The 24,716-nt window shown below is 58.6% G+C and carries 41 protein-coding genes; 32 read left to right on the top strand and 9 right to left on the bottom strand.

Features of this window, described 5'->3' with window-relative positions:
• Position 1: 1 nt before the first annotated feature.
• On the bottom strand, positions 2 to 925 hold the full coding sequence (locus tag AC3ISI_RS18090) for a DNA cytosine methyltransferase (protein WP_489333171.1): 924 nt from the start codon (positions 923 to 925) through the stop codon (positions 2 to 4).
• Positions 926 to 1,004: 79 nt separating this feature from the next.
• Between AC3ISI_RS18090 and AC3ISI_RS18085 the strand changes: the two genes are divergently transcribed.
• Together AC3ISI_RS18085 and AC3ISI_RS18080 are read left to right on the top strand one after the other, a co-directional pair.
• Positions 1,005 to 1,190: a hypothetical protein gene (locus AC3ISI_RS18085; protein WP_489333170.1), complete on the top strand. Its 186-nt coding sequence runs from the start codon at positions 1,005 to 1,007 to the stop codon at positions 1,188 to 1,190.
• A 97-nt stretch (positions 1,191 to 1,287) separates the two neighbouring features.
• Positions 1,288 to 1,524: a hypothetical protein gene (locus AC3ISI_RS18080; RefSeq protein WP_489333169.1), complete on the top strand. Its 237-nt coding sequence runs from the start codon at positions 1,288 to 1,290 to the stop codon at positions 1,522 to 1,524.
• On the opposite strand, the gene AC3ISI_RS18075 is transcribed toward AC3ISI_RS18080, so the two are convergent.
• The 4 genes from AC3ISI_RS18075 to AC3ISI_RS18060 form a co-directional block, all read right to left on the bottom strand.
• The gene (locus AC3ISI_RS18075; protein WP_489333168.1) at positions 1,491 to 1,796 is read right to left on the bottom strand and encodes a hypothetical protein; all 306 of its coding nucleotides are present in this window, start codon (positions 1,794 to 1,796) and stop codon (positions 1,491 to 1,493) included. The two genes, AC3ISI_RS18080 and AC3ISI_RS18075, sit on opposite strands and share 34 nt — an antisense overlap.
• Positions 1,797 to 1,877: 81 nt before the next feature.
• Positions 1,878 to 2,339: a hypothetical protein gene (locus AC3ISI_RS18070; RefSeq protein ID WP_489333167.1), complete on the bottom strand. Its 462-nt coding sequence runs from the start codon at positions 2,337 to 2,339 to the stop codon at positions 1,878 to 1,880.
• Positions 2,336 to 2,572: a hypothetical protein gene (locus AC3ISI_RS18065; RefSeq protein WP_489333166.1), complete on the bottom strand. Its 237-nt coding sequence runs from the start codon at positions 2,570 to 2,572 to the stop codon at positions 2,336 to 2,338. The genes AC3ISI_RS18070 and AC3ISI_RS18065 overlap by 4 nt, the downstream gene beginning before the upstream one ends.
• On the bottom strand, positions 2,569 to 2,928 hold the full coding sequence (locus tag AC3ISI_RS18060) for a hypothetical protein (protein WP_489333165.1): 360 nt from the start codon (positions 2,926 to 2,928) through the stop codon (positions 2,569 to 2,571). The genes AC3ISI_RS18065 and AC3ISI_RS18060 overlap by 4 nt, the downstream gene beginning before the upstream one ends.
• Positions 2,929 to 3,448: 520 nt before the next feature.
• On the opposite strand from AC3ISI_RS18060, the gene AC3ISI_RS18055 reads away from it, so the two are divergent.
• Positions 3,449 to 3,712, top strand: a complete 264-nt coding sequence (locus tag AC3ISI_RS18055; RefSeq protein WP_489337747.1) for a DUF1654 domain-containing protein — start codon at positions 3,449 to 3,451, stop codon at positions 3,710 to 3,712.
• Between the two features lie 47 nt (positions 3,713 to 3,759).
• Here the strand turns inward: AC3ISI_RS18055 and AC3ISI_RS18050 are convergent, their stop codons facing one another.
• From AC3ISI_RS18050 to AC3ISI_RS18040, 3 genes are all read right to left on the bottom strand, one after another.
• Entirely contained in the window at positions 3,760 to 4,200 is a 441-nt protein-coding gene (locus AC3ISI_RS18050; protein ID WP_489333164.1) for a helix-turn-helix domain-containing protein, read from the bottom strand.
• Positions 4,197 to 4,514 carry a DUF4258 domain-containing protein gene (locus AC3ISI_RS18045; protein WP_489333163.1) on the bottom strand — a complete coding sequence of 106 codons (318 nt, stop codon included), beginning with the start codon at positions 4,512 to 4,514 and terminating at the stop codon, positions 4,197 to 4,199. The genes AC3ISI_RS18050 and AC3ISI_RS18045 overlap by 4 nt, the downstream gene beginning before the upstream one ends.
• A 163-nt stretch (positions 4,515 to 4,677) precedes the next feature.
• Positions 4,678 to 5,562 carry a LexA family transcriptional regulator gene (locus AC3ISI_RS18040; RefSeq protein WP_489333162.1) on the bottom strand — a complete coding sequence of 295 codons (885 nt, stop codon included), beginning with the start codon at positions 5,560 to 5,562 and terminating at the stop codon, positions 4,678 to 4,680.
• A gap of 65 nt (positions 5,563 to 5,627) precedes the next feature.
• Between AC3ISI_RS18040 and AC3ISI_RS18035 the strand changes: the two genes are divergently transcribed.
• The 13 genes from AC3ISI_RS18035 to AC3ISI_RS17975 all read left to right on the top strand — a co-directional run bounded on the left by AC3ISI_RS18035 (position 5,628) and on the right by AC3ISI_RS17975 (position 12,664).
• Complete coding sequence (locus tag AC3ISI_RS18035; protein WP_489333161.1) at positions 5,628 to 5,861, top strand: Cro/CI family transcriptional regulator; 234 nt, start codon at positions 5,628 to 5,630, stop codon at positions 5,859 to 5,861.
• A gap of 94 nt (positions 5,862 to 5,955) precedes the next feature.
• Complete coding sequence (locus AC3ISI_RS18030; protein WP_489333160.1) at positions 5,956 to 6,558, top strand: hypothetical protein; 603 nt, start codon at positions 5,956 to 5,958, stop codon at positions 6,556 to 6,558.
• 70 nt (positions 6,559 to 6,628) lie between these two features.
• Positions 6,629 to 6,811, top strand: a complete 183-nt coding sequence (locus tag AC3ISI_RS18025; protein WP_489333159.1) for a hypothetical protein — start codon at positions 6,629 to 6,631, stop codon at positions 6,809 to 6,811.
• 11 nt (positions 6,812 to 6,822) lie between these two features.
• Entirely contained in the window at positions 6,823 to 7,605 is a 783-nt protein-coding gene (locus AC3ISI_RS18020; RefSeq protein WP_489337746.1) for a helix-turn-helix domain-containing protein, read from the top strand.
• Positions 7,602 to 8,297, top strand: coding sequence for a replication protein P (locus AC3ISI_RS18015; protein ID WP_489333158.1), 696 nt, complete (start codon positions 7,602 to 7,604; stop codon positions 8,295 to 8,297). The genes AC3ISI_RS18020 and AC3ISI_RS18015 overlap by 4 nt, the downstream gene beginning before the upstream one ends.
• Positions 8,294 to 8,512: a DUF3310 domain-containing protein gene (locus tag AC3ISI_RS18010; protein ID WP_489333157.1), complete on the top strand. Its 219-nt coding sequence runs from the start codon at positions 8,294 to 8,296 to the stop codon at positions 8,510 to 8,512. The genes AC3ISI_RS18015 and AC3ISI_RS18010 overlap by 4 nt, the downstream gene beginning before the upstream one ends.
• On the top strand, positions 8,509 to 8,880 hold the full coding sequence (locus AC3ISI_RS18005; RefSeq protein ID WP_489333156.1) for a Ref family recombination enhancement nuclease: 372 nt from the start codon (positions 8,509 to 8,511) through the stop codon (positions 8,878 to 8,880). Before AC3ISI_RS18010 ends, AC3ISI_RS18005 begins: the two co-directional genes overlap by 4 nt.
• Positions 8,880 to 10,208 carry a tyrosine-type recombinase/integrase gene (locus tag AC3ISI_RS18000; protein WP_489333155.1) on the top strand — a complete coding sequence of 443 codons (1,329 nt, stop codon included), beginning with the start codon at positions 8,880 to 8,882 and terminating at the stop codon, positions 10,206 to 10,208. Before AC3ISI_RS18005 ends, AC3ISI_RS18000 begins: the two co-directional genes overlap by 1 nt.
• Entirely contained in the window at positions 10,201 to 10,521 is a 321-nt protein-coding gene (locus AC3ISI_RS17995) for a hypothetical protein (protein ID WP_489333154.1), read from the top strand. Before AC3ISI_RS18000 ends, AC3ISI_RS17995 begins: the two co-directional genes overlap by 8 nt.
• Before the next feature lie 3 nt (positions 10,522 to 10,524).
• Positions 10,525 to 10,878: an antiterminator Q family protein gene (locus AC3ISI_RS17990; RefSeq protein ID WP_489333153.1), complete on the top strand. Its 354-nt coding sequence runs from the start codon at positions 10,525 to 10,527 to the stop codon at positions 10,876 to 10,878.
• Between the two features lie 81 nt (positions 10,879 to 10,959).
• Positions 10,960 to 11,520 carry an OB-fold protein gene (locus AC3ISI_RS17985; RefSeq protein ID WP_489333152.1) on the top strand — a complete coding sequence of 187 codons (561 nt, stop codon included), beginning with the start codon at positions 10,960 to 10,962 and terminating at the stop codon, positions 11,518 to 11,520.
• A 233-nt stretch (positions 11,521 to 11,753) separates the two neighbouring features.
• On the top strand, positions 11,754 to 12,089 hold the full coding sequence (locus tag AC3ISI_RS17980; RefSeq protein ID WP_123431805.1) for a phage holin, lambda family: 336 nt from the start codon (positions 11,754 to 11,756) through the stop codon (positions 12,087 to 12,089).
• A gap of 128 nt (positions 12,090 to 12,217) precedes the next feature.
• On the top strand, positions 12,218 to 12,664 hold the full coding sequence (locus AC3ISI_RS17975) for a DUF1737 domain-containing protein (RefSeq protein ID WP_489333151.1): 447 nt from the start codon (positions 12,218 to 12,220) through the stop codon (positions 12,662 to 12,664).
• Positions 12,665 to 12,716: 52 nt separating this feature from the next.
• On the opposite strand, the gene AC3ISI_RS17970 is transcribed toward AC3ISI_RS17975, so the two are convergent.
• On the bottom strand, positions 12,717 to 12,977 hold the full coding sequence (locus AC3ISI_RS17970) for a hypothetical protein (protein WP_489333150.1): 261 nt from the start codon (positions 12,975 to 12,977) through the stop codon (positions 12,717 to 12,719).
• Between the two features lie 244 nt (positions 12,978 to 13,221).
• Between AC3ISI_RS17970 and AC3ISI_RS17965 the strand changes: the two genes are divergently transcribed.
• The 16 genes from AC3ISI_RS17965 (at position 13,222) to AC3ISI_RS17890 (ending at position 24,716) form a co-directional block, all read left to right on the top strand.
• A complete protein-coding gene (locus AC3ISI_RS17965) occupies positions 13,222 to 13,560 on the top strand; it encodes a hypothetical protein (protein ID WP_489333149.1) in 339 nt (112 codons plus the stop codon).
• A gap of 410 nt (positions 13,561 to 13,970) precedes the next feature.
• Entirely contained in the window at positions 13,971 to 14,570 is a 600-nt protein-coding gene (locus AC3ISI_RS17960) for a terminase small subunit (protein ID WP_489333148.1), read from the top strand.
• A gap of 3 nt (positions 14,571 to 14,573) precedes the next feature.
• Positions 14,574 to 16,580 (top strand): phage terminase large subunit family protein, encoded by a 2,007-nt coding sequence (locus tag AC3ISI_RS17955; protein ID WP_489333147.1) that lies wholly within the window; start codon positions 14,574 to 14,576, stop codon positions 16,578 to 16,580.
• Positions 16,581 to 16,633: 53 nt separating this feature from the next.
• Complete coding sequence (locus AC3ISI_RS17950; protein WP_027923826.1) at positions 16,634 to 16,840, top strand: phage head-tail joining protein; 207 nt, start codon at positions 16,634 to 16,636, stop codon at positions 16,838 to 16,840.
• Positions 16,840 to 18,324, top strand: a complete 1,485-nt coding sequence (locus AC3ISI_RS17945; RefSeq protein ID WP_489333146.1) for a phage portal protein — start codon at positions 16,840 to 16,842, stop codon at positions 18,322 to 18,324. The genes AC3ISI_RS17950 and AC3ISI_RS17945 overlap by 1 nt, the downstream gene beginning before the upstream one ends.
• Positions 18,321 to 19,463, top strand: a complete 1,143-nt coding sequence (locus AC3ISI_RS17940; protein WP_489333145.1) for a head maturation protease, ClpP-related — start codon at positions 18,321 to 18,323, stop codon at positions 19,461 to 19,463. The genes AC3ISI_RS17945 and AC3ISI_RS17940 overlap by 4 nt, the downstream gene beginning before the upstream one ends.
• Positions 19,460 to 19,804, top strand: a complete 345-nt coding sequence (locus AC3ISI_RS17935; RefSeq protein ID WP_489333144.1) for a head decoration protein — start codon at positions 19,460 to 19,462, stop codon at positions 19,802 to 19,804. Before AC3ISI_RS17940 ends, AC3ISI_RS17935 begins: the two co-directional genes overlap by 4 nt.
• Before the next feature lie 73 nt (positions 19,805 to 19,877).
• A complete protein-coding gene (locus AC3ISI_RS17930) occupies positions 19,878 to 20,873 on the top strand; it encodes a major capsid protein (RefSeq protein WP_489333143.1) in 996 nt (331 codons plus the stop codon).
• A gap of 2 nt (positions 20,874 to 20,875) precedes the next feature.
• The gene (locus tag AC3ISI_RS17925; protein ID WP_489333142.1) at positions 20,876 to 21,190 is read left to right on the top strand and encodes a head-tail joining protein; all 315 of its coding nucleotides are present in this window, start codon (positions 20,876 to 20,878) and stop codon (positions 21,188 to 21,190) included.
• The gene (locus tag AC3ISI_RS17920) at positions 21,187 to 21,819 is read left to right on the top strand and encodes a phage tail protein (RefSeq protein WP_489333141.1); all 633 of its coding nucleotides are present in this window, start codon (positions 21,187 to 21,189) and stop codon (positions 21,817 to 21,819) included. The genes AC3ISI_RS17925 and AC3ISI_RS17920 overlap by 4 nt, the downstream gene beginning before the upstream one ends.
• A complete protein-coding gene (locus AC3ISI_RS17915; protein ID WP_489333140.1) occupies positions 21,812 to 22,375 on the top strand; it encodes a hypothetical protein in 564 nt (187 codons plus the stop codon). Before AC3ISI_RS17920 ends, AC3ISI_RS17915 begins: the two co-directional genes overlap by 8 nt.
• Positions 22,342 to 22,902 (top strand): phage baseplate assembly protein V, encoded by a 561-nt coding sequence (locus tag AC3ISI_RS17910; RefSeq protein WP_489333139.1) that lies wholly within the window; start codon positions 22,342 to 22,344, stop codon positions 22,900 to 22,902. The genes AC3ISI_RS17915 and AC3ISI_RS17910 overlap by 34 nt, the downstream gene beginning before the upstream one ends.
• 8 nt (positions 22,903 to 22,910) lie before the next feature.
• The gene (locus AC3ISI_RS17905) at positions 22,911 to 23,216 is read left to right on the top strand and encodes a hypothetical protein (protein ID WP_489333138.1); all 306 of its coding nucleotides are present in this window, start codon (positions 22,911 to 22,913) and stop codon (positions 23,214 to 23,216) included.
• 63 nt (positions 23,217 to 23,279) lie between these two features.
• Entirely contained in the window at positions 23,280 to 23,501 is a 222-nt protein-coding gene (locus AC3ISI_RS17900) for a hypothetical protein (RefSeq protein ID WP_489333137.1), read from the top strand.
• Between the two features lie 13 nt (positions 23,502 to 23,514).
• Complete coding sequence (locus tag AC3ISI_RS17895; protein ID WP_489337745.1) at positions 23,515 to 23,841, top strand: GPW/gp25 family protein; 327 nt, start codon at positions 23,515 to 23,517, stop codon at positions 23,839 to 23,841.
• On the top strand, positions 23,838 to 24,716 hold the full coding sequence (locus AC3ISI_RS17890; protein WP_489333136.1) for a baseplate assembly protein: 879 nt from the start codon (positions 23,838 to 23,840) through the stop codon (positions 24,714 to 24,716). Before AC3ISI_RS17895 ends, AC3ISI_RS17890 begins: the two co-directional genes overlap by 4 nt.

Genomic DNA, 24,716 nt, shown 5'->3' with positions numbered 1-24,716 from the left:
ATTATGCCGCGGCCAGCAGCGCCTCAATGATTCGTTGGCCTGCCAGCGGCGGTACCGCATTGCCGGCCATGTACATCGTCAGCCGGTGATTGTCCGGACGCTTCGTATCGGCTGGAAACGACATGGCAGCAAGCGCCTCGTTCGCCGAAAGCATTCGCATCTCATCGCCGCGCACCAAGGCCCATCGGTCAAGCGTGGTGATCGTTCCGATTGGCCTATCCAGGCTGCGGCCAGTCAGGCCAGAGCCTGATCCGTAGTAGGGCATGATGAATCGATCACCGAAGCGATCTCGACCATTCTTCACGCGAAGCAGCGTCGATTCAGCTCGGCCGGGTTTCACGACCTTGCTCCACTTCCCAGCGTCGAAATCAATGAAGGATGAAGCTGGAACATGCCGGCGCTGGTGAAGCTGAAGGTTCAGTGGTGCTTTGCTTCGGGTGCAGACAAGGAACAGGCGCACGCGGTGCTGCGGCACGCCGAGATCGGCGCAATCAACGACATGTGGCGCGAGCATGTAACCGAGCGCTGCCATTGCCTGCGACCAAGCGGGGTACAAAGCCCAGTCCGTGAACTCTTCGACGTTCTCGACCAGCACCACTTCCGGCCGTAGAAATTCGGCAGCCGACACAACCGCCCAGGCTGTGGACCGCGATGCGTCGTGCTGAGCGTTCCCGGACTTTTTGCCTCGTGCCTTCGAATGCCCCTGGCAACAAGGCGAGGCCAGCATGATGTCGTGGGCCGGAACCGTCGACCAGTTCGCCTGGTGCAAATCCTGGCAGATGTGAATGGCGTCCGGGTGGTTGGCGCTATGCCACTCCACCGCGACCGGCCAGTGGTTGGCGGCCCAGATAACGTCGACACCAGCATTGCGGGCGCCTCTAGACCATCCGCCGAGACCGGCGAACAAATCGATTGCTGTAGGCATTAAGGAACCTCGCCGGCTGGCGTGAAGTGAGTTTGTGGTTTATGTATCTATGTCGAATTCAGCCTGACGGGAGACCGACATGAGATTGCAAAGCGATATCGATGCACTCGCGGCAATCGAGGAAGACGCTCAAATGATGCTTAAGCGATTAGGGATTCCCGACGACAAGCAAAAGCTGGAGGTCGTCATTTGCTTGCGGCAGATCATTGATCTTGCGACCTACAGGAAGGCGATTGACCGACTTACAGAGCCTTCAGAGCGATAGGTGAGGCTCGGGGCGCTGGGCTCGCCGGCTGGCGTGATTCGTTGAAGTGGGCTATTGATTGATGGACCGGCATGGGGCCGGATAAGGAGGAAGTTCAATGCCTCATTCAATCTTCAGGGATGCTTACAAAGGGCGCGTATTCAAAATTTACTTTGATAGCTATCCGAACGGTTTTACCTCAAAGCTAGAAATAGAAGGGCTTCCACCTCGAGAGTACATCGACAAAATTTGGGCTGATCGCGAACAAGCCACGATTGAAGTCAGCAATGATGCGCGAACAATGATTGATGGCTTGGAAGGTTATTGGCAAATCCGCAGTTCTTCGCGCCGATAAGCCATCTCCAACTTCCGCGACACGTTTTCGGGTATCTCGTATTCGTGTCGCGGTGGATCGAAGAAGGGTGCAGAACCTTTCGGCCCAAGCGCATGGAGGTGATGAAGGGCTAGCGTCATTGCCTCTCCCTGCTCATCGATCTGATGCCACTCCATCAAGTCTGCCAGCACCTGCCGGGTGCCGGCCATGGCATGCATTCGCAACTCTTCCTCGCCGCGAGTCTTTCGCCTCGCCGCAGTCTTTGCCGATCGTTCTTTCGGTTGGGCTGCCATTGCTCACCTCTTCAATTCCACTGTCCGGTATATCCAGCCATGTCTGTCGTCGGCGCTGTCGCACCTGGTGGTTGATGCGCCTCATGCTGCCCTCAGCTGGTTCCAGACCCCAACGGCATCGAACATCCGTGCGGCCTGCTCTTCAGTCAGCGAGACTTCAGCGGGAATGGCGATCCAGCCCGATGCGACCCGATGATTCGGATTGCTATCGGCGACCAGAGCTTTGTAGGTGTCCTCGATCACGTCCTCGAGGTGGGCGGCCATATAGTTGCCTTGGGGCGCGACCTCGACCGATTTGGTGTAGCGGTGGCCGCGCTGGTCGCGGCACTGGACGCTGACATAGATCGTCCAGCGGTGAGCGATGTCACAGACTGCTTCGGCCATGCGCTGTCCTGGCGGGATGCTCCTACACGTCTTCCAGTTGATCATCCCTTGGCGGCCGCTGGGATCGATGTGGATCACCGCGACATGATGGGTGTTGAGCCGTGCCCGGCTCATTCGCTCGATTCGAGCGCGCATATTGTGTGGCTTCCGCTTGCTCATAGTCTCTCCACGAGCTTTGGCGTTTCCTTGCGTTCGGATTGTACCGGGGATGGTCGTCGCCGCTTCAATACGGTTTCAGGATCAATCGCAGTGGACCGTGGCGGTGGATGCTGAGTCTGGAAGCTTGGCGCTTCGGTCACCTTGCCACCGACACCGAAGTACTCGGCAGTCTTGCGGTTGATGTCGGCCTTCGCCTTCTGGTGCGAATCAGGAATAGGGCCGCCGATCATCATTGCGCTCCGAAGAAAGCAAATACGCCGAGCATCCCAGCCATGCCGACAACCCAGCGCAGCATGAGGCTACCGAAACGACGGGCAGACATGCCAACTGACTCAATGGCGTCGGCGTTTTCTTCAAGCTGTTGTGCGTACTGGCAGGCGCAGTTATGACCTGTTTGGGCGCCGCGGGAGCGGCCGGTAGAGCGCTCTATCACGTCGAACTGATTTGCACCCAGGGAGACAATGGTGAAGCGGAGTGCCCGTACTGGCTCTTCCTGACCGATCATTTGGTACATCTCCGAGGTGGACATTGAGAGGCGATCCCGCAACACCTGCAGGACTGCTTGTTTTTGGCGAATGGTCTGATTCATTTCGACTCCTTGAGCCTGAAGGTTGCGGATATTTGGCAACACCCTGGACACCCGCTTGAACCGGTGGGCGTGGGGAGGGTGGGGTGACATCCCGATGCACCCTGTCGCCAAGGTGCAGCAGTGATGCTGTCTTGTTGCTCAGCAAACCTAGCGTGCCGAATGACCGGACACGGAAGCGGGCTGTGTTGCGTTGTTGTTCCCTGATCGCAATCAGGGTCTGTCTTCAAACTGTTAAAGAGCGCTCAGGCCCTTTGAGGCCCTTCGCAGTGGCTGTGTGTTGCTGCGATGGGTGTAGTTAACCATCGGTATATTTTGGCGTCAATACCGATGGTTTATTTATTTTTGATGTGAGCTTGTTTTGGCGCCATTTACTATTTCGCTACCTAGCGCTTTTGGGATATTCCATAAAGCGCGGCCTCGCTATAGTTCCTAGCGCTGGACGTATATACAGTATCTAGGGGGTTGTGTGGGTAAGGCAAAGAAGCAGCAAAAACCAGCAGTGCGACAGGTAATCAGCGGGATGGAGCGGCTTGGTCTGCGTGTTTCCTCGATGATCAATAACCCAACTGCACAGGCGCAGCGCTGGGTGACGATCCACCGCCTGGACACGGACGGAGATCGGGAGTGGGAGGAGGTGATGGGGCTTCTTTCCGAGACGGACGATCTGGAGATGACGTTCAATGACGATGAGTCTGTGACGTTGAGGTGGGAAGCGCGTTCAGACGAGGATCGCGTGCTTGAGGTGGTCGACCTCGATGTCGTAGTGGAGCCAGCACCTTTCTGACGAGCACAAAAAAGCCCGCTCAGTGGCGGGCTTCTTGAAATCTATGCTCAGGCTGCAACAGCCTCTGACCATTGGCGGTCTTCGCTAAGCGCAAAAACAGCTCCCTCATCCGGCATGGCGGTGGGTGAAACCTCGAAAGGCCCATTCACCATGTGACAAAACGCCGAGTAAAAGGCTCGCATTGCGAAGTCTGACGGCCCAGGAATCGCTTCGGATCCAAGCTTCTCCCACCGGGCGACTGTCTGAACGTCAACCCTCAGTAACGATGCAAGCTCAGCTTGTACAAGATCTTGCTCTTTGCGCAAAAAGCGAAACTGGTGGCCGGTCATTGGTGTCTTTTGGCGGATGATATCGGCGGCGATTACTTTGTGCAGGCCTTCCATGTCTTCGATAGCAACGCCTTGGCCATACGGTGTCTCGACTATGCTGAACCCGTTCTTCAGGAAGATGCCATCCAGGCCGCTACCCTTGTATTCAAACATTTTCATATCTCCCATACCGTTACCGCGAAGAGCTTGCCGGGCTCCGGATTCGGTTCCACAGCAGCGACCACGCGCACAATATCCCTTGGCGATGGTTCGCTCATGCTGAACACGAAGTGCTTATTCTTTTGGTTGTAGGTGGGCTCATCTACAATTCTCCCCCTTTGCAGGCAGCGAAGAACCTCTATAGCTGATACCCCACGCTGCACCATTCTTTCATGGCAGTGGATGGTGATGATCACCTTACTGGAGTCTCTGGCAAGGACATGGACCAGATTTTCCAGTTGGAGCGTTGTCCATAACGGCTTAACAATTTTCATCCAATGCCTATCAAATTTATAGGCTGCGCCATAGTAGAGCGCAAGCCAGAATAGTCAACATGAACATTTTGCCATGACTTTGGCACTGGTCACTGATGTGGCTTGCAGCCATATGGCATCCGACCGGCGGCTATAAACCGATTGAAGATGGCAGAGTGAAGAGTCAAACCTTCTGCGCATTCCAAACCAGCAGAACCTTCGCGTGGATGGTCACATCATCGATTCGCGCGGTCTGGTTTTCGTAATGCCTGTTGTCCGAGATCATCCGTAAATGATCTTCATCGACCTGCTGCAATCGCTTGATGTAGAGAAGGCTGTGCCAGGTGAGCACGTAAACCCCGTCGCCAATGAATTCGTTAATTCCGCGATCAACGATCACTGGGTCTTTATCATTGATCGTGCCTTCCATGCTCTGACCCCAGCCGGTGATCATAGCCAGCGCAGCAGTAGATGTGTAGGTCACTCCCTTCTCGCGCAGCACATCCTCCCGAACGATCAGGTTACGAATCGCCTCGTTGTAATCGGCTGGAACTTGCCCGTGCCCCATCGCGCCGCGCACGTCGTACTGCGGAATTAAAATCTCATCTGGTCGTGCTCGCAGTCCGGAGAAATCAGCCTCGATTACGTTGCTTGTTTTCACCTCATTCGCGGTTTCCGCAACGGCTCCGGCGATCCTCTGCTGTGCTTCCTCCGGCAAATTCTTCCCGTACTTAGCTAGCATCTGATTAACGATATCTGCGGATGACTTTGACGGCTCATTTGCAGTTTTCGCAACCGGAACCCTAGTCATCGCCGCTATCTCTTCTGCCAATCGAGAGCTGAACGCCTCAACCGGCTCATTGAGCATCCGCGCAAGTACCGAGGCGAACTGCGCATTCAAAGGGTTGATTCCTTTGAAATAAAGGTTCACCGCAGCAGGCGTCATGCCGGCCGCGTCCGCGATTTTCTTTTGGCTCAGCTTCAGCTCGTTCTTCTTCGCGAGGAAGAGGGCGTGCGCGGCTTCGCACTCAGCCATGCGGTCTGGCGGCAGGATTCGTTTTTTAGTCATCGGGCGAATTTATACCAATGGTTAAAAATTAGAAGAAACCATCGGTATTGATTAAAAATTAACAGATGGTTAATATCGACCTCATCAACAGCAGAGGCATGACCATGAATGAGACTCCCCTCGACAAGTTCGTGGCTGACAAAGGGCAGTCCGAAGCCGCAAGGCTTCTTCGGGTTACTGCGCCAGCCATTTACAAAGCCTTAACCGCGAAACGGGATATCCGAGTGCTTGAGCTTCCAGATGGAAGCTTCCAGGCGAAAGAGCAGCGTCCGTTCCCATCCCAAAAATCAGCCGCATAACCAATTTCAACAATCCGGAACACCCGTATGTACATGGACCCCAATTCCCCTGTCACCTGATCCGTTGAATCAAGAATACGAACGAGAGAGCCTCATGGAAACGTCGAATTTGCGACACGAAACACGCGATGCGGTCTTGGTTGCTATGGCGCGAGACATGATCGCTCGTACGAGCTTGAGCCAGGACGGCTTTGCAGAGCAGCTCAACCATCAACTCTTTGATCGTGCTCCAGAGCGTTGTAAAGAGAAGGGCTTTCCTGATCTGCAAGGGATGACCAAGACCGCAGACATACAGGCATATGGCCGCGCCTACAAAGCGTGGAGCAAACGTGTTGAGCGCTGGCTCGACGACAGCGGAGACCGTATCGAAATCCCTTCGTGGATTGAAGAGTCGTGGGTTGCGGCACTCGACCAACCTTGGCGCGACCGTGCACTAATCGAGCTATCGAGTCGTTACGGCCTTCTTGCTGTTAAGCAGATCGGCTCGGGCATCGATGACGCCCTCCAGGTTTTTGCTGGCATCTCGATGAGCTTCGGTCATGTCGCCGGGCTGGGCGGGAAGGTTTTCGCGGACGGCGTGTTTGACCATAAAGACAAGGGCTACGCCGAGTCCTTCGAATCCTTCTGCCGCTCGCTTGCCGCTCATGCCGTTGCCATGGCTGACCGCGCGGCGCTGGTGGGCTCGAAGATTCACTAAATCCCAGGCACAAAAAAGCCGGGCTGCAACCCGGCTTCTTCAACAACATGTAAAACAATGTGGCGTCATTATGAACACGATCGCTAACCCCGGCAATACCTACCATGTCGCGACACTTTTCGAGCAATCGCAAATCTTGTCACGTCACACGATGTCGTCACGCGAGATCGCCGAGCGTGCTGCCTTCGATCCAATGGTCACGCCCAAAGTCCTTGCTCGCTTGGCTGAAATTAATATCGGAGCCTCGCTGTGAGTGTTCAAGCAATGTCCTGGGCGCTCTCTTTGCCCATCCAATCCCTCAAAGACCCCAGCGCCCGGCATGTGCTGTTGTGCTTGGCCAACTACGCCGGCTCCAACGGTGCCGGTGCCTTCCCATCCGCTTCGACCCTGGCTCAAGACACCGGCCTGTCTGAACGCACTGTCCGTTACAAGCTGAACGATCTGGAGAAGTCCGGACTTATCCAGAAGGGCAATCAAGCCATTGCCGCCGTGCACATCGACCGTCATGACCGCCGCCCAGTCGTTTACGACCTTCAATTATTGCGGGGTGCAAATTCTGCACCCCGTACAAAACGGGGTGCAGATGACGCCACGGGGTGCAACTCACAACAGAACGGGGTGCAGCCTACGACCGAACGGGGTGCAGCCACTGCACCCAATACATCAATTAACCATCAAGTAACCGAAGAGCAGCAGCAGCGCGAGATTTCCGAAGTCATCCCCGAGCAGGATCGTCAGGCCCTCGCCGCCGATGATCGCCAACGCTTCGCCATGTTCGCCACCTGGGCACCGAGTGATAAGGCGTTGGCTGATCAACTCGCCATCGCCGGCTTGCCTGACGACTCGGTCACTGACGAACTTCTCGCAGGGTTCAAGGGGTTCTTCGTCGCTAAGCCTTCGACCGTCGACAGCGCTGCGGGCTGGTGCTTCCGTCTGGTCGCCTGGGTCAAGCGTGAGCGCGTCAAGGCGGCAGGATCCGCATCACCTGCCGCTTCGGACGAGTACGACGACGAGAACACCGAATGGATGAATGGAGGTGCGAAATGAGAGCAGTTTCCACGGTAGCGGCACAGGCAGTGACCAAGGTTCGCCACGGCGAATTCATTGACGCGAGCACCGAAGTTTCGGTGAAGGCCCAGCAAGATCAGGCCCATGAAACCGGCAAGGTGATCAACCAGCTGTTCCGCCAGTTGCGCTCGATCCGCACTGCATGGCGTCAGGCTTGGCCGGATGCGAAGGCCTACAAGGAATCGAAAGCCACCTGGTTACAAGCGTTCATCGAAAACGGCATCTGCACCCAGGAGCAGATCGATATCGGTCTGATCCGCTGCCGCGCCGAACCTTCCGACTTCATCCCGAGCGTAGGCAAGTTCATTCAAGGTTGCGTGCCTACGCCGGAAATGCTCAACCCACCGCTGCCGAACGTGGAGACGGCTTACAAGCAGGCCCTGCGTAACTGCCATCCAACGATGCACGGCATCGCGAAGTGGTTTCACCCGGCCGTCTACCACGCGACCGCTGCCGCCGGGTTTAACAGCCTGCCACTGCTCAGCCGCGAGCTTGGTCTGATCAGTTTCGAAAAGCGGTATCTGGAGCAGGTTCGCAAGGTCTGGATGGGGGAGCAGCTCGGCCCAGTGCCGGTTGCTGAATTGGCAGCACCGCAAGCTCAACGAACCCCAGATGTTGGCAATAAGGCCATAGCTGAATTGCGCGCGCGTCGCGCTGGAGCATCCGCATGAGTGCATTGAACACCCAAGTCGCTGGCGGTCATTACAAATCGTTGAAAATCCAGCCCATCGAATACATTCACGCGAACAGCATTCCCTTTGCCGAAGGCAGCGTCATCAAGTACGTGACGCGGTGGCGCGACAAGGGTGGTCTCGCGGACTTGGAGAAGGCCAAGCACTGCATTGAGTTGCTGATCGAGCTTGAACAGGCGAGGGCGCCGGGATGAAGGGTCGCTCGGTCACTGCCCAGCAGAAGCGCTGGCACAACACTCTGGTCACCACTGTCGGTTGCGTGGCTTGCCGCGTCTCGATGGATATTCACAACGACCATTGCAGCATCCACCACGTTGACGGCCGCACCAAGCCGCACGCGCATTGGTACGTATTGCCGTTGTGCGCTGGCCACCACCAGCACGGCTACGGCGGCGACGGGTTTCCCGGTTTCGCCGTGCACGGGCAGAAGGTCGCTTTCGAGCAGGCGTATGGCCGTCAGGCTGATCTGGTTCAGGTGTGCGCCAAGGTTGTCGCCGAGTCGGGCTCCGATGTACCGGCGGCGTTCATGGCTTGGCTCGACGGTTCCGAGGTGGAGGCCTGATGAGCAGCGCCGCCGTTAAGATCACCGACGCCGAAATCAAGCGCCAGGCCGCCGGCGACGTCCGGGATCTGCGCGACATCGAGAATCGTGGCCTGTACCTGCGTTTTAATCAGGATCGATCTCGGGCGTCCTGGTATCTGGTCACCAAGCGTAAGTGGAACCGCATCGGCAGCTTCCCCGGCCTCAGCGCCAAGCAGGTCGTGGCCGCTTTGCCATCCATTCGGCTGCGCCTCGATGCCGGCGCTGGTTCAAGCCTATCGAAGTGGATCACTACCGGCGAATTGCTGAACTGGTACGCCGAGCGCATGGCCCGTGACCGCAACCTGTCGGACAAGCGCAAGGGAACCGGGGCGTCGCTGATCAAGTGCCACTTGGTCCCATGCCTGGGCGACCTGCCGTTGACCTGTATCGACCGGGCGGCTCTCGACGCCATGCTCATGTGGCCGGCGCAAGAAGTAATCACCATTGACTATCTGCGCTCGGCGTTCCAGTTGCTGGCGTTGGCGTTCCGTCAGGCCTTTACGCTGGGTTTGATCACGCTCAACCCCATGGCAGTCATGAAGTTCCGCGACTTCTCCAGCGCGAAGGTCGGTGTCAGGCCGTCCAGGCTTCGGGGTACGGACTTGCCGTTCCTGCTGGACCTGTTCGCCATGTACTTAGATACCTCGCCCACTCTCCGTCAGTTGAGACCAGCAGATCTCGAACCTGCCAACGGCCTACTGGCTCTGCTGATGCTCTGCCATGGCACCCGCATCGGCGAAACCCGTCAGGCGCGCTGGTCGCACATCAGCCTCGCTGAGCGCGAGTGGTTCATTCCGGCTGAACACACCAAGACCGGCGTAGAGCATCTACTGCCGCTGACCGATCAGGTGTGCAAGGTGCTGATCAGCTATCGCGAGACCCAGCGGGCCAAAGGGTATGAAGGTCAGTTCCTGTTTCCGTCCCGTAAAGGCAAGGCGTTGAGTGAGGGGCAGGCGTGCGCCGTGTTCACCGAGTTGGGGCAGGGCGAGTGGACCAGTCACGACCTGCGCAAGGTGGCCCGTACCGGCTGGGCAGACATCGGCATCGACCATCTGATTGGTGAACTGCTGATCAACCACGCGATGGGCCACAACGTGAAGGTGTACATCCAGTCGGACGTGATGGGTCGCAAGCGCAATGCCCTGGAGCAGTGGCACGCCCATCTAGACCAGAAGGGCTTTGCCCTGATTCACGGGTTGACCGGCGTTAGATTGGGAGATTCTGGTAATCAGCTACAGCCCACGGAAGACGTGGCTTTGAGTGCTATTCCAAAAACAATCATAGGCGAGGATTTAAATCATGAATAAAGGGCAGGGGCTTGGCTTTAAGAGAGAGCGGATCGAGCTGGAACCCTGTCCGGTCTGCAAGGGCAAAGCGGTGGTCCGGGGTGTTTCTTATGAGTTGATTTGCACCGTTTGCAACGGCTCAGGTTGGGTCGTTTCGGGTAGCAGGTTAGTGCTTTCTTCGGACGAGTTAGTGACTCAGTTGAGCTTCAAATTGCAGCAGGCTCAGCGCGAAATTGAAGTACTGAAGCGGGGCCTTTCGACATCTGGCCCGGCTGCGTACTACCAACAGAACAACCGTCGCGGTGCCGGCGGATCGAATTTCACCGGGGATTGATTTATGGCCAGAACAAAGAAGTTCACCGAGCGCACCGTGGAAGACCTGCTGGAGCACTGGGGGCGTTGGGTGGTGCTGGGCTCCGGCGTGTCGTGCTGCGCATCTCGCGAAAACACCATCGCTGATCCAATGATCACCGATGACGACGCGCTGATGATCGATGGCTTGATGGGCCGCCTGCTCAAGCGGTACCCGGAGTGTGGAAATGTGCTGATGAAGTACTACACCGCGCGGGACAAGGCGCTGGTCGACGTCGGCAAGAAGCTCGGATTCGGTGAGGAGAAGACCCGGCAGCTCTGGAAGTCCGGTGTCGCCTGGATCGACGGCGCTTTGGATTTTCGTCGCGAGGCTGCGTGATCTAGCAGATATCGAATAGTGACAATTTGGAGGTGGCACATTCAGAATGCCGGCCCCCGCCTGATTGCCACGGAGAGCTCTATGAATGTTGTGACTGCGCCTGTAAAACGCCAAGTTGGATTTCTTCTTGGGGTCGGAATCGTATTTATTCCGATGATCTTTAGTTGGTTCCTCCTGCGCAAAGGACACTCTGTTCTTTCGCGCATTATTGGGTTTACATGGCTCATCTTGAGCGTTTTGGTCTTTCTGGGATCTTCGTCGACTCCAACTACTGCCCGAACTGCTCCTGCTCAGCAGGCATCCTCTACGTCGACAGCTCCGGCTGAGCCGCTGAAAAGCTACACAGCGCAGCAGGTTGCTTCGATGTACGAGGAAAACACTGTCGCGGCAGACATGCAGTTCAAGGATAAAAGAGTCAAGGTGAGCGGTCGCATTACCGACATCAATACGGACTTCAAGGGCAACCCTTATCTGGTGCTTGCTGGCACGAATCAGTTCCTTGGACCTCAATTTGCATTCGACAAGTCCAACATGGCCGCTATGGCTGCCCTTAAGAAGGGCAACACGGTAAACGTGATTTGCACGGGCCGTGGCGACATCGCCAAAATACCTATGTTCAAGGACTGCGAGATGTCTCAATAAACTTTATGGGGTACCGTTGACAACCCCGGTCCTGATCTATAGTTTTCGCATTACTTTGCGGTTTTTCCGCGAGCAAAGCCCAACCTAGAGTTGGGCTTTTTGCTTTCTAGCTTTCTTCAAGCCTCGGCATTTGCCGGGGCTTTTTCGTTTTCGGCTCCACCACACCCATCGCTCCAAGCTGGGAGTGCTGCTGGAGCCGGACCTATTGCGCTCCCCAAAAGGGAGGAATTCGGATGACAAACATGCCCGACAAACCAGACACCTGGCTGCTCGTTCTCGCGTGGTTGGGGCAGCACGCGTCGACGATCTACGCCGGAGCATTGTCATTCGTGGTCGGTGCTTTGCGCATCATTTATGGTGGTGGCACGCGGCGGCAGGCGCTGCTTGAAGCTTCGCTTTGTACGCTGATCACCATTGGCTTGATTCCACTACTGGAGTACTTCGGCTTACCGCAAAACTTCGCCACGGCCGCTGGTGTGTTCATCGGTTTCCTAGGCGTGAAGAAGATCGCCGATCTGGCTGATCGGTTCGCCGACTTCAAATTTCCTAAATCGGATTCGGCGCCATGAAGCGCTGTTCTTGGGTGCTGCCTCTTGTGCTCCTGCTGGCCTATGCCACCACGGGCCACATCCATTGTGGTGAGTCGCCTGCATGTCAGCCGCTCGCCGCTCAATCATTCAATCGTGAGGTTTAGAGCATGGCCTACACCCAATACGAAACCGTCGTCGCCAACACTCCCGAGGAGCTGACGGCCAAGCTGGCAGAGTCCATTGCCGATGGCTGGCAACCGTACGGTAGCCCTGTCTCCATCACTGAAGGCTTTCAAGTGCTTCAGGCTGTAGTGAAGGGGACGAACAACGCAGCCGGCACGCCAGGCAACATCACCTCGGACAGCATCACAGATGCCTCGGAGGTCGGTAAGGCCGTGCTGGTGAGTGTCGACGCTGCGGCTGCGCGTGCCGCAATTGGCAGTGGGACTTCGGATTTCTCGGGTAGCTACAACGACCTGACCGACACACCGGCCATTTCCGTCGAGGGTGATGCTGCGATGCTGGAAGCCGGTACCGACCTTGTCGCGCATACCTGGTCAGCCAAACTGATTCATGACGAGATTGCGCGCCAGATTGCTGCGATATCTGCATAAGATTTGGTTGAGGCATCTCCCGATCTTCCCATCGGGAAATACCTGTTGTGAGTTAGTCAAGAATTTCGATTTCGTGAACGGTCACCTTGAGTCTGGCAGCATAATAACCACGTGCTTCTATTGCTATGAGCACCTCGTATGTGTGAAGGCCTGTAGGTAAGTTTTCGAGGTCGGTATCAATACGACGCCAATGATTCAGATCATTCAGAAACTCAGCATCTGCGGCCGTGATCTTTGTAATGTCTTTATTGTGATTAACGATCAGATATTTTTCATGCGATTGATCACGGTAGATGTCTACTAGCATTTCCATGTCCTCATCGTGAAGGTAGTGGGTTGAGATGCTCTAAACATCCTTGTTATCACGGTTGATTCGTTTTTTATATCCGGTTTATGCGTCTAGGACGGGCGTTCTAGGCATGCCGGCAGATGGGGGCGCTGGTTCAAATACACCAAAGCTCCAGTAGATGAGGTGCCAAACCTCAGTCTCTGGCTTTGCCAAAACTCTCTAGGCTCGCCATTTCGGTGGGCCTTTTTTGTTTCAAAGAGGTGAGTAAATGAGCAAATCCACGTTCGCTGTATACCTACCTGATCGTTATGCCCCAGTTTGCGTTGAAGCTGACAGCTTCGTGCAATACGGGGGCGAATTGGTTTTGCACAAAGACGAGCAAATGGTCGGCCGTAGTTCTGACCGTGGCTTTTTGGTTCGTTCTGATCTGGTGCGGGAGCACACCCTGTGCGATGGTCTGATGCCAGGTCAGCCAGCAGAGTTGGTCGCTCCCGTCGACGCTACAGACTGCAAACTCAACTCAGCTGTCTGGCCCTTCACAGCCGGGCTAGCGCTTGGGCTCCTTGTTGGTGTCGGCGCTGCGGCCGCTATGCTGGCGCGGCTGTGAAGCGACGCTATTCGGCAGAGGCCGGGGACCCTGGCAACTTCCAAGGAACACGGGGCATAAGACTCGCGCAAACGCGTTAGCGGCAGCCCTCCCAACTTAGTTAACTGGTTAACTCAGCCGGTTAACTCGGCTGAAAGCCTTACGGGCTGTGGCTTACAGAGCAGTTAACTAACGAATTAATCTGGTTAACTCGGTTAACCCTAGATTCGCCTGTTGGCCAAGCGGGCCGTGGCTTTCAGACCGGTTAACTAAGGCAGTTAACCCAGAGTTAACTAAGCGGCTGACTGTAAGGCCATGGATTTGGCTGAAAGCCAGACAGGCCGTGGCTTTCAGGTGGTTAACCCAGGAGTTAACCGACTAATTTACTCGGTTAACTCTCGGCTCGGCTGGGTTAACCGTAAGGCATGGACATGACAACGTTAACCAAAGCGGAGTTCGCCACACGTCAAGGCTGGTCGAAACCCTATGTGTCGAAGTTGGCCAAGAGCGGACGCCTGGTTCTGATGGCGGACGGCATGGTGGATGTCGAGGCAACGGACCGGCTCTTGTTCAGCACTGCCGATCCGAGCAAAGCCAACGTGGCAGCGCGGCATGAGCGCGAACGAACTCAGCGCAAGCCGGAAGGGCAAATCCCAGCACCACCCATGGAGCACGAACCTCCACCCACGGTTTCACGTCAGCCGCCATTGCCCATCGAGGGCATCCCAGACTTTCAGGAGTCTCGTGCCTACCGCGAGTTCTATGAGTCACGCATGAGCGAGAGCGAGTTTCACAAAAATCGCGGCGCCCATGTCGAGTTGGAGGCTGTGAAAACGGCGGCGTATACGACGGGGCGGATGCTGCGCGATCTGTTGCTGGGCATGCCGCCACAGTTGGCGCCCGAACTGGCCGCCATGAGTGATCACTGGCAAATCGAGAAGCACCTCACTGCCGCCTTGCGCCGCGTGCTAGACGATGCTGAACGAATGGCCTCGACGGACCTTATTCATTCTTTGACGACAGCGAGTTAACCCATGGCAGCGGAAATGCCCGACGGTGCAGCGGTGTACCGAGAGGCGTATTTCCGTGGATTGCGGCCAGAGCCGGACGTCTGGATTGATCAGTGGGCTGACGAGTTCATGCGCATTCCGCGGGATGCCGGGGCCGCCGAACCTGGGCAGTACCGCACAGCGCGTACACCCTATGCTCGTGAGCCCATGCGTTGCCTGTCACCGGCCCATCCGTGCAAGCGCGTGGTGACCATGGTGGCCTCGCAGTTGATGAAAACCCAGATTGCCTTGAACTGGATTGGCGGCCTGATCCACATGGCACCGTCGAACATTCTCACGCTGTTGCCCAGCTTGGGGTTGGCCAAGCGGGTCTCGTCGCGCATCGGCAAGACCATCAAAGCCACCCCGGTGTTGCGCGAACGGGTGGCAGCAAACCGAGCACGTGATGCGCGCAACACCATGGACACCAAGGAGTTCGAAGGCGGCTCGTTGTACATCACCACCGCCGGCTCGGCGGCAAACCTGTCGGAGCTGTCGGCCCGCTACATCTATGGTGATGAAGTGGATCGCTGGGTGGTGGACGTGGGAGAGGAGGGCGACCCGATTGAGCTGGCTGAAACCCGGGGCAGTACCTTTGGCCGTAACGCCAAGTTCTACTTTTCCAGTTCGCCGACGATCCGGGGCGCCTCGCGCATCGCGGATCTGTTCGAAACCAGCGACCAGCGTTATTACTACGTACCGTGCCCGAATTGCGGGCACATGCAGGTCCTCGAGTGGGAACGCCTGCATTACTCGGCGGATTGCCAACTGGCGCACTATGAGTGCGCCGGGCCTGACTGTGATGTGTTGATCGAAGAGCATCACAAAGGCGAGATGTTGGCTGAGGGTGAGTGGCGCGCGCATGCCCAGGGCGATGGCGAAACCGTCGGCTTCAACCTTAATGCGTTGTACTCGCCGCCCGGCTGGACGGGCTGGGCCTCGCTGGCAAAGCAGTTCGAGAAGGCGAAGACAGCCATGTCCCGCGGCGATCTTGAGCCTATGCAGGTGTTCTACAACACCCGTCTGGCCAAGGTTTGGGACAGCGCCCAAGAGCAAACGAAAGCTGATGTGCTGATGGCGCGGGCACGCCTGGAAACTTATGGTCTGGGCTCGATGCCGTTCGCCGTGTTGATGCTAACGGCCTCGATCGACGTTCAAGCCAACCGGCTGGAGTTCATGGTGGTTGGGTGGGGCGCCGGCATGGAACGCTGGATCATTGACTATCAGGTGATCTGGGGCGACCCCTCCGACGAACGCACCTGGTCGGTGCTCGACGACAAACTCAAGGCGCGTTACCCGCATCCGTGTGGTGCGGAGCTGACGATCCGAGCAGCGGGCATCGACTCCGGCGGCAATCACACCGACGAGGTGTACCAGTTCTGCCGGCTGCGGCGCTGGCGCAACATTTTCGCCGTCAAGGGCGCGAGTAAGCCGGGTCGTCCGGTCATTGCGCAGCGGCCATCGATGATGGATGTCACCTGGAAAGGCCTGACCGAGCGCAAGGGCGTGGAGCTTTGGTTCATCGGCACCGACACCGCCAAGGACTGGATTTACAACCGCTATCCGGTGGAGGACGGTCCCGGTGCGCTGCACTTTGCCAACGACCTGCCGGATGACTTTTTTGCCCAGTGCGTCGCCGAGCGCAAGGTGACCCGCTACGTCAAAGGCTACAAAAAAATCGAGTGGGTCAAGGGCAAGGCGGAGCGCAACGAGGCGCTCGACTTGATGGTGTACAGCCTGGCGATGGCACATTACCTGGGACTGAACCGCTACAAGGAACACGACTGGGAGCGGGTGAAAAATGCTCTGTTTCAGGCGGTGCCACTGGGCGAGAAAGCCGTCACGGTCGAACGTGTCAGCGCTCCGGTAACACCGCGGCAGCAACCGGCTGATCCCGTACCACAAGCGGCGAAGCCGGCAGCGGCACCGCTGCCCGTAGCACGTCCCCCCCAACGTCGAAGCTCCAGCAGCGGCTACCTCAAGCGACGCTGAGGGGACGCGCGCTGTAGCACTTCCCGTTGTCTTTTTACTTTAGAGCGATCTCCATGGCCTTTACCCAACAGCAACTCGATGCGGTCGAGAAGGCAATCGCGCGCGGCGAAAAAATCGTGCGCTACGCGGATCGAAACGTTGAGTACCGCGACATCGACGAACTGCTCAGGGCACGCGACGAAATTCGTAGCTCACTGATCGCGGCGGCCGGTCCTCGGTCGCGCATCGTGCGGCTTTATCATGGAGGCAAGGGACTGTAATGGCTCATCACTTTCCCACCTTGGGCCGCAGTGGTTTCCTGATCCCCTCAAACATCAAGGCCAGTTATGAAGGGGCCGCCGAAGGGCGTCGGTCCGCGAGTTGGGATGCGCCCGACGCCGGCTTCAACAGCATTGCCATTCCGGCGTTACGCAACCTGCGTTCGCGCTCCCGCGCGGCGGTGCGCAACGACCCGTACGCCTTCAACGTCATTGATAAACGGGTCAGCAACCTGATCGGCACGGGCATCACGCCACGGCCGAAAACCCAGGACGATGAACTCCGGCACCTGCTGCAGGAACTCTGGGCCGATTGGGCCGAAGAGTCCGACGCCGATGGTCTGACCGACTTCTATGGGCAGCAGGCACTGATTGCGCGGACGGTGGAAACAGCCGGCGAGTGTTTTGTCCGCCTGCGTCCGCGCAGCCTCGATGAAGGTCTGGTGGTGCCGTTGCAACTTCAGGTGCTGGCCCCGGAATTTGTGCCGCACGACAAGTTCGAGGTCGCGCGCAACGGCAATGTTATCCGCGCCGGGATCGAGTTCACTCCGGACAGCCGTCGGGTGGCGTACTGGATGTACCGCTCGCATCCCGGCGACGCCTCGTCATTGAACAGTGGTTACAACCAACTGGTACGGGTGCCGGCCAGCCAGGTGCTGCACATCTTTGAACCGGTCGAGCCGGGTCAGTTGCGCGGCTTGCCGCGGTTGTCGCCGGTGCTCAAACGCCTGCGCAGCCTGGACAACTACGACGATGCGGTGCTGTTCCGCCAGGAAGTGGCCAACCTGTTTGCCGGCTTTATCAAAAAGCCGTCACCGGATGACATCCAGACCCCGGTAGACCCAGTCACCGGTGCGCCGCTGAATCTCGCCTCGGATGGCTTCACGCCCATGGTGGCGTTGGAGCCCGGGACCATGCAGGAGTTGTTGCCGGGGGAGGAGGTTGAGTTTTCCACGCCGCCGGATGCCGGCAATAACTATTCGGACTTCATGCGTCAGCAATTGATGGCGGCAGCGGCCGGCGCCGGGATGCCGTACGAGATCCTCACTGGCGACATGCGCGACGTGAATGACCGAGCGCTGCGGGTGGTGCTCACCGAGTTCCGACGTCGACTGGAGCAGCTGCAATTTGGTGTGTATGTGCACCAGTTGTGCCGCCCGGTGCGAGCCGCCTGGATGGACATGGCGGTGCTCAGCGGTGCTGTGTTGTTGCCGGATTACGCCCAGCGCCGTCGCGAGTACCTGCGTACGCGCTGGGTGCCACAAGGCTGGGCCTATATCCATCCGGTTCAGGATGTTCAGTCACGCACGATGGAAGTTAACGCAGGATTTGCCTCGCGCAGCGAGATGGTCCTGCGCACCGGTTATGACGCGGAAACGGTGGACGAAGAAAACGCCGCCGATGCCGAACGAGCTCGCGGCAAGGGCCTCAACTACAGCACGCTCGTCGACCTCCTTCAGGCGCTCGACGACAAGGAGCAAACATGAGCAAGAACACGCCTGCGAGCATTTACAACAAGGCCGGCCAGCGGGTGCCGGTGCAGGATAAAACCTGGTACGCCGTGCACGCCAGCGGCGAAGCCGCTGAGCGAGTCATTGAAGTCTTTGTGTATGGCGAGATCGGTACCTGGGGCATTACCGCCAGTCAGTTTATGCAGGATCTGCGCGCCGTGGATGACGGGGTGTCGCCGGTGATCGCGGCGTTTAACAGCATCGGCGGCGACCTGTTTGACGGGTTGGCTATGCACAACACGTTGTCACGGTTGGGCGAGCGTTGCACGGCACGTATCGATGCCTTGGCCGCGAGCGCGGCCAGTGTCGCGGTGTGCGGTGCCCACAAGGTGGTGATCGCGTCCAACGCGATGTTGATGATTCACAACCCGTGGACCTACGCGGCGGGCGATGCCGACAGCTTTCGCAAGGTGGCCGATGTTCTCGACCAAACCATGGAGGCGATCATTGCGGCCTACAAGGCCAAAGCCCCGGACATCGATGAGGTGGAGTTGCGGGGTTTAGTGGCCGCTGAAACCTGGCTGACCGCCAATGAAGCGGTGGCCCTCGGATTGGCCGATGAGGTCGGCGATGGCGTTACGGTCAAGGCCTGCCTCGGGCAGGGCACTGTGCTTCAGCGTTACCAACACACCCCGGCTGAATTGCTGGCCCAACTCGATGAGGCGCCCGAGCCGACTCCGGAGCCACACGATCCACCCGCGCCCGTGTTCGACTCAGCCAAGCTGGCCCTGATGATTACTCAGGGCTGCACTCAAGCCGGGATCATTAACCTGATCGAACCTCTGATTCAATCCTCCGGACTCAAGGACGAAGTCACCGTTCAGGCGGCACTGACCCGGGCCAAGGCGGTGCATGACCTGTGCGTCGCGGCACGGCTGCCTGAGTTCAGCGCCGAATATGTCGCGGCAGGGCTAGATGCCCCCGCCGTACGGGCGCGGCTGTTCGACAAGATTGTCAGCAGCGGCAACGGTTTTGAAATAGACAACAGCTTGCCCCTCAATCACGACCCGGCACCGAAGGTGCTGGCGAAACAACCGGATCCTCCGTCGATCTGGGCAGCCCGTCAGGCGGCCCACGTGGGGCCATCCAAATCTGCAAAAGGAGCACGAGCATGACCGTAAAGTACGAAACGCTGCACGCTGGCGAGTTTCTGCTCTCCGAAGGGGCCGGGAAGATCTCTCGTGAATCCATTTTGGTGGCTGCAGGCGCCGCCTTGAGTGCCGGCCAGGTGCTGGGGCTGGTCACCGCGACCAATGAGTTTGCGCCCTACGATCCCGCCGCCACCGATGGCACTGAAGTGGCGGCCTGCATTCTGTACGGGCCGCTGGGCGAATCGACTGAGGAACGTCGGGCCAGTGCCGTGGTGCGGTTGGCCGAGGTCAGCGAGGTGCACCTGACCGGGCTTGATGCTGATGCCGAGGCTACGTTGGCAGCCCAGTTTGTGATCACCCGCTAAATTCTTTCGCACCTTTACCCCCTTTACCTAACCCCGCCTTGTGCGGGGTTTTGTCTTTCCGGAGAGTCCTTTCATGGCCGATATTGGCATTTTTACCGACGACGTTTTTTCCGTGTCCTCGCTGACTGCGGCGATCAATGAGCAGGAATACCTGCCGGGCCGCATCAGCAGCCTGGGCCTGTTTCGTGAAGAGGGCATCACCACCCTGACCGTGCAGATCGAAAAGGACGGCAACACCCTGGCACTGGTGCCGGCGGGTGAGCGTGGCACCTCGGGGCTGGTCGTGGGCGCCAGCAAGCGTCAGATGATCCCGTTCAATACCGTGCACCTGCCGCAACGCTTCGCCATCAAAGCCGACGAAATTCAGGGCATTCGTGCCTTTGGTACGACGACCGAACTGCAGGCTGTGCAGGGCGTAGTGAATACGCGCCTGAGCAAAGCCAAGCGTCAGCTCGACGCCACCCATGAATTCCAACGCATGGGCGCGCTGAACGGCTTGGTACTGGACGCAGACGGCTCGACGGTCCTGCTGAACATCTATCAGGCGTTTGGTGTGCAGCAACAAAACCTGTCCATGGGCCTGAATGACTCGGCCACCAAGATTCGGGTCAAGTGCGCCGAAGCATTGGACATGCAGGATGACGAACTCGGCAGTGTCACCAGCTCCGGGGCGCGAGCGTTCTGCGGCAAGAACTTCTGGAACAAGCTGATCACGCACAAATCGGTTGAAGAAACCTATCTCAATACGATCCAGGCAGCCGAGTTGCGCGGTGATGCGCGGGACAGCTTCGAGCTCGGCGGCATTGTCTGGGAGCGCTACCGCGGGCGCATCGCCGGCGTGACCTTTATCCATGACGATCAAGCCTTGTTGATTCCTGAAGGCGTGCCGGATCTGTACATCTCCTGCTTTGCTCCGGCGGACTACATGGAGACCGCCAACACCCAAGGCCTGCCGTATTACAGCAAGCTGGAGCCCATGCCGTTCAATAAGGGCATGGCCGGTGAGGCTCAGTCCAACCCGCTGCACCTGTGCACCCGTCCTCGGGCGCAGATCCTGCTGACGCTCTGACCATGGCCTTTCGAGACCTGGTCGCGGAAATCGACAGCGTGGTGTTCGACACCCTGGCCGATGTCGGCTACATCGAGGGTCGCCGCGTGCTGGGCATGTTCTCGGCGCCCTGGTTGCAGCCCAAAATCGGACGCTTGAACACTGGCCTGCGCGAGCCGTGTTTTCACATTCGGGTGGCCGATGCGGCGGGCGTGGAAAAAACGCAGACGGTACAGATCGAGTTGCCTGCCCTGGACGGTGGTGGCGAGTACACCCTGATTCACCTTGAACCGGCGGGTGATGGTCTGGTGGGCTTGGTTCTGAGGTTAAAAGCATGAGTGCCGTGCCGGTTTCGCTGCAGCTCTTGGCCAAGGATATGCAGGCCTTCGACAGTCTGGCCAAGGTGGTGCCCAAAGCGGTCGCGGCGGCGCAACGGCGGGCGATCAACAAGACCTTGGGCTGGCTGGCCACGCACATGGCGCGCGATGTCAGCAAGCAGGAGCGGATTGCCGTGCGGGCGGTACGGCAGCGTCTGCGTAGCTATCCCATTAAAAGCCAGGGGCAATTGGGCAAGCTCTGGTTCGGCACCAACCCTATGGACGCCAGCCGGATAGGCAATCCCCGTCAGGGGAAGGCCGGTGTCTCGGTGGCGGGGCGGCGTTACCAGGGCGCGTTTTATAAACGCGTGTATGGCAACAAGGCCGATATCTGGATTCGCACTTCCAGCAAGCACTTCAACCCGGATGACTATCCCGGCAGCAGCGCGTCCACCGGCGGCCCCAGCTCGGGCTGGATCGCGGAAAACGACAATCGTTTTCCACTGGCCAAGGCCAAGGTTTCGCTCGAGGACGCGGAAGAGCCTTTTTACACCTGGGCCAACAAAGCGGATGAACGCCTGCTGGTGGTGTTTAAGCAGGAAATGAACTTTGAACTGCATAAGTACCTGAAGGGGAGTGCCCGTGTCTGATCCTGCCTTTTCGCTGGATGCGCTGTACGCCGCCATCGAGGAACACCTGCGCCAAGCGCTGCCGACGGTGCGCTTTGTCGCGACCTGCCCCGACATTCAGGACCGGGTGGCATTGCCGGCGGTGTTTCTGGAACCGGTTGAATTTGAACCCGGGCAAGACATCGGTACCGGTGAAACGGTGCTGGTCCAGCGCTTTGAAGCGCGAGTCATTGTCGCGCCCGAGTTGGCTCGTCATCAGCAACTGGGTGCGCAACTGGCGGCGCAAATAGCGATCCTCCTGCGGGGGCAGACCTGGGGCCTGGACAGCGTCGAACAGGCGCAGTTCGTGGCCTCGCGTCAGGACTGGACCAAGCCGGAGCTGGATGGTTACACCGTGTGGATGGTGGAGTGGACCCAGCAGATCTACCTCGGCGAAGTCGAGTGGCTATGGCCGGTCGAGCCGCCCGGCACGCTGTACCTGAACGTCGATGGCTGCACCGGTACCGGCAATGAAGACCACTATTTTCAACCGGAGGATCTGGCATGGGATACGCCAGCGCCGAACACGACCGGATGATTGCCGCGATGCTGATGCCCTGCGTGGTGGTCGGCATCGATCTGTTGGCCGGCCGGGTGCGGGTCAAGGCCGGTACCTGGGTCAGTGCCTGGGTGCGTTGGCACAGCCTGGCGGCGGGCAAGGCTCGCCATTGGCGCGCACCGAGCCTGAATGAGCAGGGCGCGCTGTTCAGCCCGAGCGGTGATCCGGCCATGGGCACCTTTATCCCGGGGCTGTATGGCAACGCTGGCACGCCACCGGACAACCGCGATCACGTCGAGGCCTGGTACTTCGACGATGGCGGCTCACTGGTCTACGACTGGGAAGCCGGCAGCTACAGCATCGCGTTACCTGACGGCAGCCGCGCGACCATCACGGTCGGGGGCTCGCAGTTTGAAGTGACGCCGGAGCAAATCCGGGTGATGGCTAGCCAGATCACCCTGGTGGGTGAGGTGAGCATCGACGGTGGGCTGAACGTATCCGGCGACATCAACAGTGAGGGGATGATCATTGATACCGGCGGCAATACCCCAAACCATCAACATTGAGAAAAGTTATGACCGATAAGAGCGAAGCTGTAGCACAAGAAATGTCAGAGTGCGGGATCGTTCCGCTGATCAGGGGGCAAATTGACCGGACCTACGATGCCGCACGAATGCTACAGGCCTGGGAGAAAATTCTGAGTGGTCCCACGTCACCGAAGGTTATTGCTCGTGCGTTGGTCATGGTGTTGAGCAGTGGCGACTATGTGCGACGAGTTGAGCCTGTTGCACCGGTCGTGAACGTTTATCTATCCGGATCTGGCAATTCGACCGAGTTGGCGACCGAGCTGGTTGAAGCCATTCGCTCTACATCGCGTTGAAGTTTGCCGGCTCTTTCACTACAGCCCGCCGCGTGCGGGCTTTTTCATGCCTGGAGAAAAACCATGATAAGCAAAACCAAGGAAGTCTCAGCCGCCAGTGAGGCGCCCGCGCCGGCCACGCTGAGCTTCTTTCGCGACACGCTGTACACCTCGCGGGTACTGGTCCTGCTGGAGGCCGGGCGCACCTTGAAAGTGGAAAAGGGGCAGGTCGCGGTGGCCTCGGATGACACGGTGGCGCTCGAGTATTTGCAGGGTCGCAAGGATTTTGTTGCGGTCGAGGGCTGATCGAATGATCGGGATGATCGGACTGGACCGCCGCACCGGCCAACTCATTTCCGGCCTCGATCACCTGCGCCAGTCCATTGAGGACATCTTGTCCACGCCGCTGGGCAGCCGGCGCATGCGCCCGGAGTACGGCAGCAAGCTGCGGCGCTTTGTCGACCTGCCGGTGAATGACGGCTGGAAAAGTGCCGTTCAGGCGGAAGTGGCCAGCACGCTCGGGCGTTGGGAGCCACGCCTGAAACTGGGCCGCGTGCGCGCGGTGGCCTTCCTCGACGGGCGTATCACCTTTGAGCTGACCGGGCAGTACCTGGGCAGCGACGTGACTTTGGAGGTGTCCGCATGACCATGGAACTGGCGGCCCTGCCGCCGCCGCAAGTGCTGGAAGACCTCGACTTTGAGGAGGTGTACCAGGAGAAACTGGAAGCCTTCCGCCTGAGCATGGGCGACAACTGGAGCGCGGAGCTGGAAAGCGATCCGGTGCTCAAGCTGATCGAGCAGGCCGCGTATGGCGCCTTGCAGAACCGGGCGCGGGTCAACGACGCGGGCAAGGCCTTGCTGTTGGCCCACGCCGAGCGGGCCGACCTCGATCACCTGGCGGCGAACGTCAACCTGCAACGCCTGGTGATTCAGGCGGGAGATCCGAGCACGGTGCCGCCGACGCCACAGGTGCTTGAGGAAGACGATGCCCTGCGCGAGCGGGTGCAGCTGTCGTATGAAGGGCTGACCACCGCCGGGCCGCGCAACAGCTACATCCTGCATGCGCGCAACGCCTCGGGTCTGGTGGCCGATGCCACGGCGGAAAGTCCGTCACCGGCCGTGGTGGTGGTCACCGTGCTCAGCCTGGAAGGCAGTGGCGCGGCCTCGCCGGAACTGCTGGAAGAAGTCCGCCTGCACCTCAATGACGAGGACGTGCGGCCGGTGGCGGATCGGCTCACGGTGCAGAGTGCCGTGGTCATCGACTACCGCATTGAAGCAGTGCTGTATCCGCAGGCACCGGGACCCGAAAACGAAGCCTACCTGGCCGAAAGCCAGAAACGCCTGAGCGAGTGGATCAACCCACGCCGCCGCTTGGGTCTGGAAGTCGCGCGCTCGGGCATCGATGCGCAATTGCACATTCCCGGCATCGCCCGGGTCGAGCTGCTGGGCTGGACCGATCTCAAACCGAGTAAGGCCGAGGCGGCGTATTGCACCGGCTACAGCGTGACGCTGGGGGCCTGA

Source organism: Pseudomonas sp. GL_139_B (assembly GCF_057834475.1).
This window is presented reverse-complemented; position numbering and strand designations above follow the sequence as displayed.